This window comes from Pseudomonas sp. rhizo25 (genome assembly GCF_031931935.1).
In the GTDB taxonomy this organism is placed as follows: domain Bacteria; phylum Pseudomonadota; class Gammaproteobacteria; order Pseudomonadales; family Pseudomonadaceae; genus Aquipseudomonas; species Aquipseudomonas synxantha.
In genome coordinates this window covers 51,267-68,151 of the sequence record NZ_JAUJXA010000010.1, presented here as the reverse complement: position 1 = coordinate 68,151, position 16,885 = coordinate 51,267, and the positions used below count along the sequence as shown (strand labels likewise).

The following is a 16,885-nucleotide window of genomic DNA, read 5'->3' as shown; positions in this document are numbered from 1 at the left end:
TCAAAAATGAAGGGCGAGATTCCCCCAGGCTGGCACGGGGAGGGCGCTACATAGTTAGGCTAAGGGGCTGTGCTCAGCGCCGTGCGATATCCGAAAAGTAGAACTTGTCCAGGGTATGGCGCGATTCGGTGTACTCGAACTGCCGCCCGTCCTGCAAGAACGTCTGGTTACTCACCACGATCACATGGCTTTGCCCGTCAAGGTCCAGGTGCGCCTGGTCGTCCTTGCTGCGCGGCAAGGCCTCGATGGTGCGCTGCGCATAGCTGATCTGCAGCTGCAACGTCTGCTCTATAAACGCGTAGATCGACTGTTCGGCGATCTCGCGATCCAGGCCGGGAATCAGCTCGGCGATGAAGTGGTTGATGTCCAGGATCACCCGTTTGCCGCCGATGCGTCGTACCCGCTTGATACGGGTGATCAGCGTGCCTGGGTCGGCCTCGAAGTGTTGCAGCAGTGGCCCTTCGAGCGGGAGCTGGGTGAATTCAACCACCTCGGTGCGTACGTCATTGCCCAGGTCGGCGTGGGTCTCATGGAAGCTGACGATACCGCCCAGCTGGAACTCTATCGGGTTGGGCGACAACACAAAGGTGCCCTTGCCATGGATCTTTTGGGCAAAGCCACGTTCCTGCAACTGCTCAATGGCGCGTCGCACGGTGCCACGGCTGGCTTGGTAGGCGTCCATCAGCTCGGTTTCAGAGGGCAGGCGCGTACCGCGTTGCAGGCGTTCGGTGGTGATGCTGGCAAGCAGATCCGTATAGATCTGGTTGTATTTGCTCATGAGATGGCTCTATGCCCGGCTTGCATTCAAGGCAGGAACCTTAGTGGCAGAGGTGGGGTTTGTCCATTGGGCAGCCGTGTAGCCAGGGGAAAAATCTGACGGGAAGTTCGCATTAATAAACAAAAGTGTAACTCGTACAGACGAGTTGTTGATTTAACTCGTACAGACGAGTACTTTTGCCCTCGGCGTGCTGCCAACGACTGCCACCCATAAAAACAATCACAGTGGAAAACGAGCATGAGCCACGACTATCCGACTATCGCCCGCGAGATTCTCGAGAACCTCGGTGGGCGCGACAACCTTGAGCAAGCTGCCCATTGCGTGACCCGCCTGCGCCTGGCGCTCAAGGACCCGAGCCTGGTCAACAGCAGCGCGTTGAACCAGGTCGACCTGGTCAAGGGATCGTTCTTTACCGGCGGTCTGTTCCAGGTAGTGATCGGCCCAGGCGAAGTGGAAAGGGTCTATGCCGCCTTGCGTGAAGTCACCGGTCTTGCGGCATCGACCATTGCTGATGTGAAGCAGAAGGGCGCTGACAAGACCAACGCCATGCAGCGCCTGGTGCGCGTGTTCTCCGACGTGTTCATGCCGATCCTGCCAGCGCTGATCATTGCCGGCCTGCTCATGGGCATCAACAACCTGATGGGCGCCAAGGGCATGTTCATCGAGGGCCAGACGCTGCTGGAGGCCTATCCGAACCTGGATGGCCTGTGGAGCCTGATCAACCTGATGGCCAATACCTCCTTCGTGTTCCTGCCGGCACTGGTGGGCTGGTCGGCGGCCAAACGTTTCGGTGGCAGTGAAATCCTCGGCATCGTGCTTGGCCTGATGCTGGTGCACCCCGATCTGCTCAATGCCTGGAACTACGGCAAGGCGGTCGCCGGCCTCGACGGCCAGAGCCTGCCGTATTTCGATATTTTCGGCTGGTTCCAGATCGAGAAGGTCGGGTATCAGGGGCAGATCCTGCCGATCCTGCTCGCGGCCTATGTGATGAGCGTCATCGAGAAGTGGCTGCGCGCGCGGGTGCCCAATGCGATCCAACTGCTCGTGGTGCCGATCACTACCATCGTCGTCACTGGCGTGCTGGCCCTGGCGATCATCGGCCCGGTGACCCGTCACCTCGGCATCCTCATCACCGAAGGGGTGGTCACGCTGTTCGACCTGGCGCCGATGCTCGGTGGAGCGATCTTCGGCCTGCTCTATGCGCCGCTGGTGATCACCGGCATGCACCACATGTTCCTGGCCGTGGACCTGCAGCTGATCTCCACCCAGGGCGGCACCTTTATCTGGCCGATGATCGTCATGTCCAACCTGGCCCAGGGCAGCGCCGCACTCGGGGTGTTCTACATGACCCGCAATGCGCGGGACAAAAGCATGGCCTCGACCTCGGCGATTTCCGCCTATTTCGGCATCACCGAGCCGGCGATGTTCGGGGTGAACCTGCGCTTCAAGTTTCCGTTCTATGCCGCGCTGCTGGGTTCGGCGCTGGGCAGTATTTTCCTGTCGTTGAACAAGGTCACTGCCTCGGCCATCGGCGTTGGAGGCCTGCCCGGGTTTATCTCGATCATCCCGCAGTACATCCCGGTGTTTGTGATCGGCATGGCCGTCGCGATCGTCGTGCCCTTTGTACTGACCTGTGTGTTGAGCATGAAGATTATCCGGCCTGGGTATCGGGTCGCCTGATCCACCGCCATCGGGGGTAAGCCCCCGATGAGGCCCTCAAAGCCAGCACACAATTAATTGAAGGAACCCCACCATGCAAAACTGGCAACACTCGGTGATCTACCAGATCTACCCCAAAAGCTTCCATAGCCACGCGGGTAACGCCACCGGTGACCTGCTGGGCATCGTGGATAAGCTTGACTACCTGAAATGGCTGGGGGTGGACTGCCTGTGGATCACCCCGTTCCTGAGGTCGCCGCAACGCGACAACGGCTACGACATCAGCGACTACTACGCCATCGACCCCAGCTACGGGACCATGGCTGACTGTGACCTGCTGATCAGCGAAGCGGCCAAGCGTGGCATCAAGCTGATGCTCGATATCGTGGTCAACCACACCTCCGTCGAGCACGAGTGGTTCCAGCAGGCGCGCAGCAGTCTCGACAACCCCTACCGCGACTTCTACATCTGGCGCGACCAGCCGAACAACTGGGAATCCAAGTTCGGCGGCTCGGCCTGGGAATACGAAGCGCAGACCGGGCAGTACTACCTGCACCTGTTCGACCATACCCAGGCCGACCTCAATTGGGACAACCCCAAGGTGCGTGCCGAAGTGTTCAAGTTGATGCGCTTCTGGCGTGACAAAGGCGTGGGCGGTTTCCGCCTGGATGTGATCAACCTGATCTCCAAGCCCGCCGACTTCCCCGAAGACAACAGCGACGGCCGCCGTTTCTATACCGACGGCCCGTATGTGCACGCCTACCTGCAGCAAATGCACCGCGAAGTCTTCGAAGGCCATGACCTGATCAACGTCGGCGAGATGTCGTCCACCAGCCTGGAACACTGCATCCGCTACTCGAATCCGGCCTCGAAAGAGCTGTCGATGACTTTCAACTTCCACCATCTGAAAGTCGATTACCCCAACCTGCAGAAGTGGGTGAAGGCCGACTTCGATTTCCTGCAACTCAAGCAGATTTTCTCCGACTGGCAACTGGGTATGCAGGCCGGTGGCGGTTGGAACGCGCTGTTCTGGTGTAACCACGACCAGCCGCGGGTGGTCTCGCGTTTTGGTGATGACGGCGAATACCGCGTGGTCTCGGCCAAGATGCTCGCCACGGCGCTGCACTTCCTCCAGGGCACGCCGTATGTGTACCAGGGCGAGGAACTGGGCATGACCAACCCGGGCTTCGACAAGATCGAACAGTACCGCGATGTGGAAACCCTGAACATTTTCCGCCTCAAGCGTGATGCCGGGGAGTCCGAGGCGTCGAGCATGGCGGCGATCATGCAGAAATCCCGCGACAACGGTCGCACGCCGATGCAGTGGAGCAACCAGGCCAATGCCGGTTTCAGTCGTGGCGAGCCCTGGATTGGCGTTGCGGCCAACGCTGCGCAGATCAACGTTGAAAACCAGCTGGATGACCCGGATTCGGTGCTGCATCACTACCGCGCCCTGATCGCCCTGCGGCGCCGCGAACCGCTGATCCAGGAAGGCGTTTATCGCCCACTGCTGCAAGACCATCGCCAGGTCTGGGCGTACGTGCGCGAAGGCCATGGCGAGCGCCTGCTGGTGCTCAACAACTTCTACGGCACGCCGTGCGAAATCCAGCTGCCCGACCAGGTGATCAATCCGTCGAGCGCGCAGCGGCTGCTCATCAGCAATTACCCCGATTGCCCGGCGCGCACGAGCACGGTGGTGTTGCGCCCTTACGAATCGTTTGTGCTGCATCTCAAGGACTGAGCCGCCTCTACCGGTAATCGCATCACGCATCAAAGTAAGAAAAAACAATAAAAATAAAGGAGCGCTTCATGAAAACAACAATAAAACTGGGCCTTATTACGTCGTGCCTTGCTGTGCCGTTTGGCGCCCAGGCCCTGGAGTTCGCCGGTTACTTGCGCAGTGGCGCGGGCACGTCAACGGGCAGCGGCAAGCAGCAGTGCTTCCAACTGCCGGGGGCGCAAACCAAATACCGCTTGGGTAACGAATGCGAGCAATATGCCGAACTGGAATTGCGCCAGGACCTGCTGACGTTCGATGACGGCTCAGTGCTCAGCGTGGATGCCATGGCCTCCCTCTACAACAAGTACGACCGCGCCCTGAAGTTCCAGGGTGAAAACAACGGCTCGGCACGCATGCCGCAGATGTATGCGCAATGGTCCAACCTGCCCAGCCTCAACGGCGGTTCGCTGTGGGCCGGGCGGCGCTACTACAAACGTAACGACATCCATATCTCCGACTTCTACTACTGGAACCAGAGCGCCACCGGTGGCGGGATCGAGGATGTGCTGATCGGCGGTTTGAAATACAGCTACGCCCTGTCGCGCAAGGACAACCTGTACCAGAAGGAATACGCCACCCGTCACGACTTCAACGTGGCCGGTTTCAACACCAACCCGGGCGGCGAGCTGGAGCTTGGCTTGAGTTATATCGCCAAGGCCGGTGGGCGTGACACCAACAGCGGTTGGGCGCTGACCGCGCAGCATGTGCAAACCGCGTTCCTGGGCGGCAAGAACAAATTTGCCTTGCAGTACGGCGAAGGTCCAGGCACTGGGTTGGGCTACACCGGCAATACCCGGTTGGACAAGAGCAGCAAAAGCTACCGTGCCGTGGAATTCTTTGACTGGCAGGTGACCCCGCGTTTCGGTGGGCAAGTCCAGGCGGTTTACCAGAAGGATGTACGCCCGGGGCGTCAGGACCAGAACTGGATGTCCCTGGGTGTACGCCCGGCGTATGCCATCAGCGAGCAATTCAAGCTGGTCGCTGAACTGGGCCACGATCAGGTCGAGGCTACCGGCGGTACACGCAAGCTGAGCAAATTCACGTTCGCGCCGACCTGGTCGCCCAAAGGCCCGGAATTCTGGGCGCGGCCGGAAGTGCGGTTGTACTACACCTATGCCAGCTGGAACCAGGCGGCCAAGCGCGCAGCGAATGAACTCGCGGCGGGCTCGGCGTTATCTGATACCGGTGCCTATGGCACGGCACGGCATGGATCGAACATGGGCGTGCAAGTCGAATACTGGTGGAAATAACCGCGAACTAATGTGGGCGCGAGCAAGCCCGCTCCCACATTTGATCTGTGCCATCCCACCCAATGATTTTTACAGAACAACCCAACAGGTGAAGTCATGACCCCATCTCAACCCCTGGAACTGCTGGCGCCCCTGTCCGGGATGCTGCTGGCGCTGGATCAGGTACCCGACCCAGTGTTTTCCAGCCGCGTGATCGGCGACGGCCTGTGCATCGATCCCACCTCGCAGACGCTCTGCGCGCCGCTGGCCGGGGTGATCAGCAATATCCAGGACAGCGGTCATGCTGTGAGTGTCACCGACGACAACGGCGTGCAGGTGCTGTTGCATATCGGCCTGGACACCGTGAACCTGGCGGGTCAGGGCTTCACCCGTCTGGTTGAGGAGGGCCAGCAGGTGGAAGCCGGGCAGCCGCTGATTGAGTTCGACGCCGACTATGTGGCACTGCATGCACGTAGCCTGCTGACCCTGATGCTGGTCGTCAGTGGCGAGCCATTTGTGTTGCTGGTGCCCGATCAGGGCGCCGTCGAGGAAGGCCAGCCACTGTTACGAGTGTCCCCCGGGCAAGCGTCATCGGAAGCCGATGAAGAGGAGGGCGATGCGCTGTTCTCCAAGCCCCTGACCTTGCCCAACGCCAACGGTTTGCACGCTCGCCCAGCGGCAGTGCTTGCCCAGGCGGCGAAAGGGTTCAGTTCAAGCATCTACCTGCACAAGCAAACCCAGAGCGCGAATGCCAAGTCGCTGGTGGCGATCATGGCGCTGCAGACGTCCCGGGGAGACAGCCTGCAAGTGAGCGCGGCGGGCGCGGATGCCGAGGCGGCGATCCAGGCGCTGGTGGCGTTGTTGCTGGACGGCTGTGGCGAGACGGTGGCGGCGGTCGAAGTAGTCAAGCCTGCCGCGCCGGTGTCATCGGCAACCTTGATGCGGGGCGTGTGTGCGTCGCCGGGCTCGGCGTTTGGGCAGGTCGTCCAAGTGGCCGAACCGGCGCTGAATATTCCCGAAGCCGGTGCCGGCGAAACCTTCGAGCGTGCCGCATTGGCGCGTGGCCTGCGGACGGCAGCCGAAGCGCTGCAAGCCTTGCAAGCCAAGGCCGCCGGCAGTGCCCAGGCCGAAATTTTCCGCGCCCACCAGGAATTGCTCGAAGACCCGACCCTGCTGGAGCAAGCCCACGGCCTGCTCGCCCAAGGCAAGAGCGCCGCCTTTGCCTGGAACAGCGCCACGCTGGCGACGGCGAAACTCTTCGAAGGCTTGTGCAAGGCGCTGCTCGCCGAGCGTGCGGCGGACCTGGCCGATGTCGGCCAGCGCGTGCTCAAACTGATCCTGGGTGTTCCCGAACGCTCATTGGACCTGCCTGAGTGCGCCATCCTGGTCGCCGAACAACTGACGCCCTCACAAACCGCCGGCCTGGATACCAGTAAAGTGCTGGGTTTCGTCACGGTGGCCGGCGGGGCTACCAGCCACGTGGCCATCCTCGCTCGGGCGCTCGGCCTGCCGTCCATTTGCGGGGTGCCGGCTCAAGTATTGGCTCTGGCCAACGGCAAACGGGTACTGCTTGACGCCGATAAAGGCGAGATGCACCTGGAACCGGACCTGGCTGAAATCGAACAACTGCAGGCGGTTCGCCAGCAGCAAAAGCTGCGGCTGCAGCGTGAAATCGCACAGGCATCCCTGGCGGCAATCACTCGCGACGGCCATCACGTCGAAGTCACGGCCAACGTCGCCTCGCTGCAGGAAGTCGAGCAGTCCCTGACCCTGGGCGGTGAAGGCGTGGGCCTGCTGCGTTCGGAGTTCCTCTACCTGGACCGCAACCGTGCCCCGAGCCCGGAGGAACAAGCCGGCACCTACAGCGCCATCGCCCGTGCCCTTGGCGCCGAGCGCAATCTGGTGGTGCGCACCCTGGACGTGGGAGGCGACAAACCCTTGGCCTATGTGCCGATGGAAAGCGAGACCAACCCGTTCCTGGGTTTGCGGGGTATTCGGCTGTGCCTGGAACGGCCCGAACTGCTGCGCGAACAGTTTCGCGCGATCCTCGCCAGTGCGGGCTTGGCGCGGCTGCATATCATGCTGCCGATGGTCAGCCAGCTCTGCGAGCTGCACCTGGCGCGCCGGATGCTCGAAGAAGAAGCGCTGGCGCTCGGGCTCACCGAATTGCCCAAGCTCGGCATCATGATTGAAGTGCCTTCGGCGGCGTTGATGGCGGATGTGTTTGCGCCCCATGTGGATTTCTTTTCCATCGGCACCAATGACCTGACCCAATACACCCTGGCCATGGACCGCGATCACCCGCGCCTGGCCAGCCAGGCCGACAGCTTCCACCCCGCTGTGTTGCGCCTGATCGCCAGCACCGTCAAGGCGGCCCACGCCCATGGCAAGTGGGTGGGCGTGTGTGGTGCGCTGGCCTCTGAACCACTGGCGGTGCCGGTGTTGATCGGACTTGGCGTGGATGAACTGTCGGTCAGCGTGCCGCTGATCCCGAGCATCAAGGCCACCGTGCGCGAACTGGAACTGGTCGACTGCCAACTCATCGCCCGCCAGGTGCTGGGCCTGGAAGAAGCCGGCCAAGTGCGTGAGGCCCTGCGCCTGTACCACGCGGCCACCGTTGAAACCTCACCTGTCATGGAGCACTGAGCATGTTCGAGAAATTGCAGCGGGCATTCTGGAAAGCCCTGACACCGGACCTGATTGCCGAGACGGTTGCACCGACGACCCCGAGCCTGTTGGCCGCCGATGTGCTGAGTGCCTTGGGCGGCGCCGAGAATCTCAAGTCACAACAGCGTGTGGCGCTGACTCGGGTGAGGGTGCAGTTGCAGGATGCGGGGCGGTTGGATGAGGCGGCGTTGAAGGCGGCGGGTGTAGCAGGCGTGATGGTGTTGTCGGGCGGCGTAGTCCATCTAATCACCGGCCTCTAAGCCAAGCGCAGATCAAAATGTGGGAGGGGGCTTGCTCCCGATGGCGGTGGATCAGTCACTGTAGTAGTGACTGGCACCAGGCTATCGGGAGCAAGCCCCCTCCCACATTGGTATTCAGTGTTCTTATAATTGCGGGCTGTCCTGCGGCGGCTTGGTCTTGTCCACACCCGGCACATGCAGGTTGCCTTCGACCACTTGGTCGCCTTCCAGCTGCGGCTGGGTCACCCAGGTGAGGATGTCGTAGTAACGCCGGATGTTCGCCACAAAGTGCACCGGCTCGCCACCCCGGGCGTAGCCGTAGCGGGTCTTGCTGTACCACTGCTTCTGCGACAGGCGTGGCAGCATCTTCTTCACGTCCAGCCACTTGTTCGGGTTCAGGCCTTCTTTCTTCGCCAGCAGGCGTGCGTCTTCCAGGTGGCCGGTACCCACGTTATAAGCGGCGAGGGCGAACCAGGTGCGGTCGGGCTCAGCGATCTTGTCGTCAAGTTCATCCTTGATCTTGGCCAGGTACTTGGCGCCGCCCATGATGCTCTGCTTGGCATCCAGGCGGTTGGACACGCCCATGGCCTGTGCGGTGTTCTGGGTCAGCATCATCAGGCCGCGCACGCCGGTCTTGGAGGTGACGGTCGGTTGCCACAGCGATTCCTGGTAACCGATGGCTGCCAACAGCCGCCAATCGACCTTTTCGGCCTTGGCATAGGCGCGAAAATGCTTCTCGTACTTGGGCAGGCGCTGTTGCAGGTGCTGGGCGAAGGTATAGGCGCCCACATAGCCGAGTACATCGACGTGCCCGTAATAGCGATCTTTCAGACGCTGCAGCGTGCCATTCTTTTCGACTTTGTCCAGGTAGCCGTTGATCTCATTGAGCAGGCTGTTGTCGTCGCCGGCGGCCACGGCCCAGCTCTGGTGGCTGGCATTGCCGAGGTCGAACGCCACGCGCACGTTGGGAAAGTACACCTGATTCATCGCCACTTCATTGGAGTCCACCAGGGTCAGGTCGATCTGCCCCTCGTCCACCATGCGCAGCAGATCAACTACCTCAACGGCGTCGGATTCTTCGTATTCGATTGCAGGATTCTGCTTTTTCAACGCCGCCAGCTGCTCGGCGTGGGTGCTGCCCTTGAGCACCATGATCTTCTTGCCCACAAGATCGGCGGCATTGGTGGGGCGCGATTGGCCGTTGCGGTAGATGATCTGCGGGGTCACTTCCAGGTATGGGTGGGAAAATCGCACCTGCTGTTGGCGCTGTTCGCTGCTGACCAGGCCGGCAGCGGCAAGTACCGGGCCGTTGGGCTTGCCCAACTGGTTGAACAGCTCGTCGAGGTTATCGGCGGTCTCGATTTCCAGCTTAACTCCCAGTTCGTCGGCAAAGCGCTTGACCAGTTCGTATTCGAAACCGGTTTCACCGTTGCGGTCCTGGAAATACGTGGCCGGGCTGTTCCGGGTGACCACCCGCAATACGCCATCCTCCTTGATTCGCTCGAGGGTGCTGGGTTTGTCAACACAGGCACTGAGCATCAGGAAGAGCAAGGTGGCGATGAGCCATTTGACCCATCGCGGGCGCAAAACGGTTGGGGAGAACATCTGCGCAGTATACGCAAACGGCCCACGGCGCCATATCTCGACAGCGGCGCACTTGTCTGCTAGCGCCGCTAAAACTGTGCTGCAGCCCGCAGAAACGCGGCTTGGCGAGCGATTGTGACGGTTAAAATAACTGCGCCCAACGCCGTGGATAACGCCACGATCGCGTGCAAACCCTGCCAACTGACGTTCGGCTGCGGCCACCGGTAGCGTTTCGGGTGCCGTTGGCGAAGGTTTACGCTAGAATGCACGGCCTCAAAGCACACCCCCTTCCGAGGCTGTCCCGAAGATGTTGATCCTGCGCGGCGCTCCTGCCCTTTCTGCCTTTCGCCACAGCAAACTCCTTGAACAACTGAGCCAGAAGGTTCCAGCTGTTACAGGCCTTTATGCTGAATTTGCTCACTTCGCCGACGTAACCGGCGTCTTGACCGCCGACGAACAGCAAGTGCTGGCACGCCTTCTGAAGTACGGCCCCAGCGTTCCCGTGCAAGAGCCGACCGGCCGCTTGTTCCTGGTTCTGCCGCGGTTCGGCACCATCTCGCCCTGGTCGAGCAAGGCCAGCGACATCGCCCGCAACTGCGGCCTGGATAAAATCCAGCGCCTGGAGCGTGGGATCGCCTTTTACGTCGCTGGCCAGTTCAGCGATGCCGAAGCCGAGCTGATCGCCAGCAGCCTGCACGACCGCATGACCCAGATCATCGTCAGCCAGTTGGAACAGGCTGCCGGGCTGTTCAGCCACGCTGAGCCCAAGCCGCTGACCGCGATTGACGTGCTCGGCGGTGGCCGCGCCGCCCTCGAGAAGGCCAACACCGAATTGGGCCTGGCCCTGGCCGAAGACGAGATCGACTACCTGGTCAACGCCTTCACCGGCTTGAAGCGCAACCCCCACGACATCGAACTGATGATGTTTGCCCAGGCCAACTCCGAGCACTGCCGTCACAAGATCTTCAACGCCAGTTGGGACATCGACGGCGAGAGCCAGGAAAAAAGCCTGTTCGGCATGATCAAGAACACCTACGTGATGCACAGCGAAGGCGTTCTGTCGGCTTATAAAGACAACGCCTCGGTCATCGTCGGCTCCGTCGCCGGCCGCTTCTTCCCGGACCCGGAAACCCGCCAGTACGGCGCGGTGCAGGAGCCGGTGCACATCCTGATGAAGGTTGAAACCCACAACCACCCGACCGCGATTGCCCCGTTCCCGGGCGCAGCCACCGGGTCTGGCGGCGAAATCCGTGACGAAGGCGCCACCGGCCGTGGCGCCAAGCCCAAGGCGGGCCTCACCGGTTTTACCGTGTCCAACCTGCAGATTCCGGGCTTCGAACAGCCGTGGGAAGTGCCGTACGGCAAGCCTGAGCGCATCGTCACCGCGCTGGACATCATGATCGAAGGCCCCCTGGGCGGCGCCGCGTTCAACAACGAATTCGGGCGTCCGGCGCTCACCGGTTACTTCCGTACCTTCGAACAGTCCATCACCACCCCCCGTGGTGATGAAGTGCGCGGCTATCACAAGCCGATCATGTTGGCCGGCGGGATGGGCAACATCCGCGAAGAACACGTCAAGAAAGGCGAGATTCTGGTTGGTTCCAAGCTGATCGTACTCGGCGGTCCAGCGATGTTGATCGGCCTGGGCGGCGGCGCAGCTTCCTCCATGGCCACCGGCACCAGCTCGGCCGACCTGGACTTCGCTTCCGTACAGCGCGAAAACCCTGAGATGGAACGCCGCTGCCAGGAAGTCATCGACCGTTGCTGGCAATTGGGCGACAAGAACCCGATCAGCTTCATCCACGACGTCGGCGCCGGCGGTTTGTCCAACGCCTTCCCGGAACTGGTCAACGATGGCGACCGCGGTGGCCGCTTCGAACTGCGCAACATTCCAAATGACGAGCCGGGCATGGCCCCGCACGAAATCTGGAGTAACGAATCCCAGGAACGCTACGTGCTGGCCGTCGGCCCCGAAGACTTCGCACGCTTCCAGGCCATCTGCGAACGCGAGCGTTGCCCGTTTGCCGTGGTCGGCGAAGCCACTGCCGAGCCGCAGCTGACGGTTACCGATAGCCACTTCGGCAACAGCCCGGTAGACATGCCGCTGGAAGTGCTGCTGGGCAAGGCACCGCGCATGCACCGTTCGGCCGTGCGCGAAACCGAGCTGGGCGATGATTTCGACCCAAGCACGCTGGAGCTGGCCGACAGCATTGAGCGCGTGCTGCACCACCCGGCCGTGGCGAGCAAAAGCTTTTTGATAACCATCGGCGACCGCACCATCACCGGCCTGGTGGCCCGTGACCAAATGGTTGGCCCATGGCAGGTGCCGGTGGCCGACGTTGCCGTCACCGCCACCAGCTTCGACGTTTACACCGGTGAAGCCATGGCCATGGGCGAGCGCACGCCGCTGGCCCTGCTGGACGCTCCGGCGTCGGGCCGCATGGCCATTGGCGAAACCCTGACCAACATCGCTGCCTCGCGTATTGGCAAGCTGTCCGACATCAAGCTGTCGGCCAACTGGATGTCCGCTGCCGGCCACCCCGGTGAAGATGCGCGCCTGTACGATACGGTCAAAGCCGTCGGCATGGAGCTGTGCCCGGAACTGGGTATCACCATTCCGGTGGGCAAGGACTCCATGTCCATGGCCACCCGTTGGAACGAAGATGGCACCGACAAGAGCGTGACCTCGCCGCTGTCGCTGATCGTTACCGGCTTTGCGCCGGTCACCGACATCCGCCAGACCCTGACCCCGCAACTGCGCATGGACAAGGGCACCACCGACCTGATCCTGATCGACCTGGGCCGTGGCCAGAACCGCATGGGCGCTTCGATCCTGGCGCAGACCCATGGCAAGTTGGGCAAACAGGCACCGGACGTCGATGACGCCGAAGACCTGAAAGCCTTCTTCGCCGTGATCCAGGGCCTCAACGCCGACGGTCACCTGCTGGCTTACCACGACCGCTCCGACGGTGGTTTGCTGACCAGCGTTGTCGAGATGGCCTTCGCTGGCCACTGCGGCCTGAACATCGTGCTCGACAGCGTTGCCGAGGATGCCGCCGAGATCAATGGCATCCTGTTCAACGAAGAGTTGGGCGCCGTGATCCAGGTTCGCCAGGACGCGACTCCGGACGTACTCGCACAATTCAGCGCCGCCGGCCTGGACGACTGCGTGGCCGTCATCGGCCAGCCGATCAACAACGGTGAAGTCAACATCTCCTTCAATGGCGATACGGTGTTTGCCGGCCAGCGCCGCCTGCTGCAACGCCAGTGGGCCGAAACCAGCTACCAGATCCAGCGCCTGCGCGACAACGTCGAGTGCGCCGAGCAGGAGTTTGACGCGATCCTGGAAGAAGACAACCCGGGCCTGAGCACCATGCTCAGCTTCGACGTCAACCAGGACATCGCCGCGCCGTACATCAAGAAGGGCATCCGCCCACAGGTCGCCGTGCTGCGTGAGCAGGGCGTCAACGGTCAGGTGGAAATGGCCGCGGCGTTCGATCGCGCCGGTTTCAATGCGATTGACGTGCACATGAGCGACATCCTCGCCGGTCGCGTTGATCTCAACGAGTTCAAAGGCCTGGTGGCCTGCGGTGGTTTCTCCTACGGCGACGTGCTGGGTGCCGGTGAAGGCTGGGCCAAGTCGGCGCTGTTCAACAGCCGCGCTCGCGACGCGTTCCAGGGCTTCTTCGAACGCAACGACAGCTTCACCCTGGGTGTGTGCAACGGTTGCCAGATGATGTCCAACCTCAGCGAACTGATCCCGGGCAGCGAGTTCTGGCCGCACTTTGTGCGCAACCGTTCCGAGCAGTTCGAAGCCCGCGTCGCCATGGTGCAGGTGCAGGAGTCCAACTCGATCTTCCTGCAAGGCATGGCCGGTTCGCGTATGCCAATCGCCATCGCCCACGGTGAAGGCCATGCCGAATTCGCCAGCGAAGAAGCGCTGCTTGAAGCCGATCTGTCCGGCACCGTGGCCCTGCGTTTTGTCGACAACCACGGCAAGGTCACCGAAACCTACCCAGCCAACCCGAACGGCTCGCCACGCGGCATTACCGGCCTCACCAGCCGCGACGGTCGCGTCACCATCATGATGCCGCACCCGGAGCGTGTATTCCGCGCCGTGCAGAACTCGTGGCGCCCGGAAGAGTGGAACGAAGACGGCGCCTGGATGCGCATGTTCCGCAACGCTCGCGTGTGGGTGAACTAAGGCCGTGTACAAGCTCGCCTTCTTCGTGCCCGACAGCCATGTAGAGACGGTGAAAACCGCCGTCTTCGCAGCCGGCGGTGGGCGCATCGGCGACTACGACAGCTGCGCCTGGCAAGTGCTGGGCCAGGGCCAATTCCGCGCGTTGGACGGCAGCCAGCCGTTTATCGGGCAGGTGGGGCAGGTTGAAGTGGTTGAGGAATGGAAGGTTGAGCTGGTGGTGGCGGATGAGTTGATTGTGGCTGTTGTAGCTGCTCTCAAACTTAGCCACCCGTATGAGACTCCAGCGTATGAGGTGTGGCAGTTGGTGGATTTTTGATCGGCTGGCTGCATAAACAAGAAACCCGCTGGGCCAGTTTGGTCAGCGGGTTTTTTGTTGGCTGTAAGTGCCAATCGCAGGCAAGCCAGCTCCCACATTTGACCCCGTTGTCAGACCGTACATCAATCCCATGTGGGAGCTGGCTTGCCTGCGATGGCGTCGGTGCAAGCGCCTCAGAACTTTCCGACAAGCCTTTCAGGTTGTCCGTCGGAACTCGCACAACTAACCTTCTCGAGTCGCTGCCAATTCAGTGACCGGGACTGCAAGCCTGAAAAATCACTAGGAGCCTATTCCATATGGAGTTTAATGATGATCAGCGACAACTTGCTAACTGGTTCAATCTCATCTCAAGCCGAGTCCCGCCAAGCTGGTGATTTACCGTCCGACCAGATCTTCACCGTAATACCCAGTCTGAACAGCGAAACCCTGCTCGCCAATGCTTCCCAAGACCTGGCATCCGTACAGGCACTGGCGGGTAATCTGGCTTTTGATGTCGATGGCCCCCAGCGTGATGTCGTGCTGGGCATTCATCGGATGGTAGAGGGCATTCAGTTGATGGTGGATCGGGTGCTGGATTTAGTTGAGGTGCCTGAGCAGAAGTAATCAGGCGCCTGTAAGGGCCAATCGGGAGCAAGCCCCCTCCCACATTTTGAATGGCGAATACATTTCAAATGTGGGAGGGGGCTTGCTCCCGATGAGGCCAGAACAGTCACTACCTCTCTAAACCCTGGCGCCGACCTCACGGCCACTGACCAACCGCTCCAACGCCTCACCCAAGCCAGAGGCCTTGTCACCAACCAACAAGTGCCAAACACCGCTCTCAAGCTGACTCACACCCTGGCAACCGAGCACAGTGAGCTGAGCTTCAGACAATCCCGAATCATCCCCCAACTCCACCCGCAACCGGGTCATCGCCACCGCTTCCAGCTGGCGCACATTCCCTCGGCCCCCCAGCGCATTCAGCCATTTTTCTGCCTCGTGTACATTCACAGCCGCCGGCTTATCCACAGGCGCAACCGCTACAGACGCTGCTGCAACAAACCCCGGCATCGCCAAGCGAATTTCATCGGCAATGCTATCGGCCATCGGCCCAACCACCACCTGCAAACTGCCACCGTTGCCCGGTCGAACGACAGCCATGGCGCCCAGCGCTTTCAACTCTGCATCCACCGCCTTGTTGCGATCCACCATGTCCAAGCGCAGACGCGTGGTGCAAGCACCAACACTGAGCAGATTCTGCGCACCACCCAGCGCCTGGATATATGCCGTGGCGCGCTGGTTGTCGCTCATGGCCTCGGCCTGCACCACCTGGATATCTTCCCGGCCCGGTGTCTTGAGGTTGAAGCGGCGGATGCAGTAGCTGAATACCGTGTAGTAGATCACCGAGTAGGCAAGGCCCACCGGTACCACCAGCCAGCCATTGGTGGACTTGCCCCAACCCAGCACCATGTCGATAAACCCACCGGAGAAGGTAAACCCGAGGTGGATATTCAACATATTGGTGACTGCCATCGACAGGCCCGTCAGCACGGCGTGGATCAGGTACAGGAACGGTGCCAGGAACATGAAGGCAAATTCAATCGGTTCAGTCACCCCGGTCAAAAACGAAGTCAGCGCCATGGACAGGAAAATCCCGCCCATCACTTTACGGCGCTCCGGCAACGCATTGCGATACATCGCCAGGCATGCAGCGGGCAGGCCGAAGAGCATCACCGGGAACATGCCGGTCATGAACTGGCCGCCTTTCGGGTCGCCGGCAAAGTAGCGGGTCAGGTCGCCGGTCACCACCGCGCCGGTTGCCGGGTCGGTAAACGTGCCGAACACGAACCACGCCATATTGTTGAGGATGTGATGCAAACCGGTGACGATCAGCAGGCGGTTGAATACGCCGAATACGAACGCACCCAGACTGCCGCTTTCCATCAGCAACACGCCAAAGCTGTTGATGCCGTGCTGGATCGGCGGCCAGATCAGGCCGAAGATCACGCCCAGGCCCACCGCCGAAAAACCGGTGACAATCGGCACAAAGCGTCGCCCGCCAAAGAACGCCAGGTACTCCGGCAGCTTGATGTCCTTGAAGCGGTTATACAGCCCGCCCGCCATCAGACCACTGGCGATACCGGCGAGCATGCCCATGTTGATGGTGGTATCCATCACCTTGAGGGTCGAGATCATCACCAGGTAGCCAATCGCCCCGGCCAGGCCGGCCGTGCCGTTGTTGTCACGGGCAAAGCCCACGGCGATGCCGATGGCGAAGATCAGCGCCAGGTTGGCGAAGATCGCCTGCCCGGCATCGTGCATCACCGCGATGTTGAGCAAGTCGGTGTCGCCCAGGCGCAGCAAGAGCCCGGCGATTGGCAGGATCGCAATCGGCAGCATCAGTGCGCGGCCCAGGCGTTGCAGGCCTTCGATAAAGTGTTGGTACATGG

General features: G+C 61.2%; 11 protein-coding genes. 8 read left to right on the top strand and 3 right to left on the bottom strand.

Annotated features, from left to right (window positions below):
* Positions 1-73 precede the first annotated feature (73 nt).
* Positions 74-778: a trehalose operon repressor gene (gene treR, locus QZR30_RS20315; protein ID WP_046069426.1), complete on the bottom strand. Its 705-nt coding sequence runs from the start codon at positions 776-778 to the stop codon at positions 74-76.
* Between the two features lie 237 nt (positions 779-1,015).
* On the opposite strand from treR, the gene treP reads away from it, so the two are divergent.
* From treP to QZR30_RS20290, 5 genes are all read left to right on the top strand, one after another.
* Positions 1,016-2,458 (top strand): PTS system trehalose-specific EIIBC component, encoded by a 1,443-nt coding sequence (gene treP, locus QZR30_RS20310; protein ID WP_046069425.1) that lies wholly within the window; start codon positions 1,016-1,018, stop codon positions 2,456-2,458.
* 73 nt (positions 2,459-2,531) lie between these two features.
* Entirely contained in the window at positions 2,532-4,178 is a 1,647-nt protein-coding gene (gene treC, locus QZR30_RS20305) for an alpha,alpha-phosphotrehalase (protein WP_059396538.1), read from the top strand.
* 68 nt (positions 4,179-4,246) lie between these two features.
* Positions 4,247-5,467, top strand: coding sequence for a maltoporin (locus QZR30_RS20300; protein WP_046069423.1), 1,221 nt, complete (start codon positions 4,247-4,249; stop codon positions 5,465-5,467).
* A gap of 96 nt (positions 5,468-5,563) precedes the next feature.
* Positions 5,564-8,092, top strand: coding sequence for a phosphoenolpyruvate--protein phosphotransferase (gene ptsP / locus QZR30_RS20295; RefSeq protein ID WP_311904040.1), 2,529 nt, complete (start codon positions 5,564-5,566; stop codon positions 8,090-8,092).
* Between the two features lie 2 nt (positions 8,093-8,094).
* A complete protein-coding gene (locus tag QZR30_RS20290; protein ID WP_311904039.1) occupies positions 8,095-8,373 on the top strand; it encodes a PTS transporter subunit EIIB in 279 nt (92 codons plus the stop codon).
* A gap of 123 nt (positions 8,374-8,496) precedes the next feature.
* On the opposite strand, the gene mltF is transcribed toward QZR30_RS20290, so the two are convergent.
* Positions 8,497-9,957, bottom strand: a complete 1,461-nt coding sequence (gene mltF / locus QZR30_RS20285) for a membrane-bound lytic murein transglycosylase MltF (RefSeq protein ID WP_056847571.1) — start codon at positions 9,955-9,957, stop codon at positions 8,497-8,499.
* 286 nt (positions 9,958-10,243) lie between these two features.
* Between mltF and purL the strand changes: the two genes are divergently transcribed.
* From purL to QZR30_RS20270, 3 genes are all read left to right on the top strand, one after another.
* The gene (gene purL, locus QZR30_RS20280; protein WP_274355912.1) at positions 10,244-14,140 is read left to right on the top strand and encodes a phosphoribosylformylglycinamidine synthase; all 3,897 of its coding nucleotides are present in this window, start codon (positions 10,244-10,246) and stop codon (positions 14,138-14,140) included.
* Between the two features lie 4 nt (positions 14,141-14,144).
* Complete coding sequence (locus tag QZR30_RS20275) at positions 14,145-14,456, top strand: NGG1p interacting factor 3 protein, NIF3 (protein WP_046069418.1); 312 nt, start codon at positions 14,145-14,147, stop codon at positions 14,454-14,456.
* Positions 14,457-14,765: 309 nt separating this feature from the next.
* Entirely contained in the window at positions 14,766-15,059 is a 294-nt protein-coding gene (locus QZR30_RS20270) for a DUF6124 family protein (protein WP_236708737.1), read from the top strand.
* A 117-nt stretch (positions 15,060-15,176) separates the two neighbouring features.
* On the opposite strand, the gene nagE is transcribed toward QZR30_RS20270, so the two are convergent.
* Complete coding sequence (nagE, locus tag QZR30_RS20265) at positions 15,177-16,883, bottom strand: N-acetylglucosamine-specific PTS transporter subunit IIBC (protein WP_311904037.1); 1,707 nt, start codon at positions 16,881-16,883, stop codon at positions 15,177-15,179.
* Between the last annotated feature and the right edge of the window lie 2 nt (positions 16,884-16,885).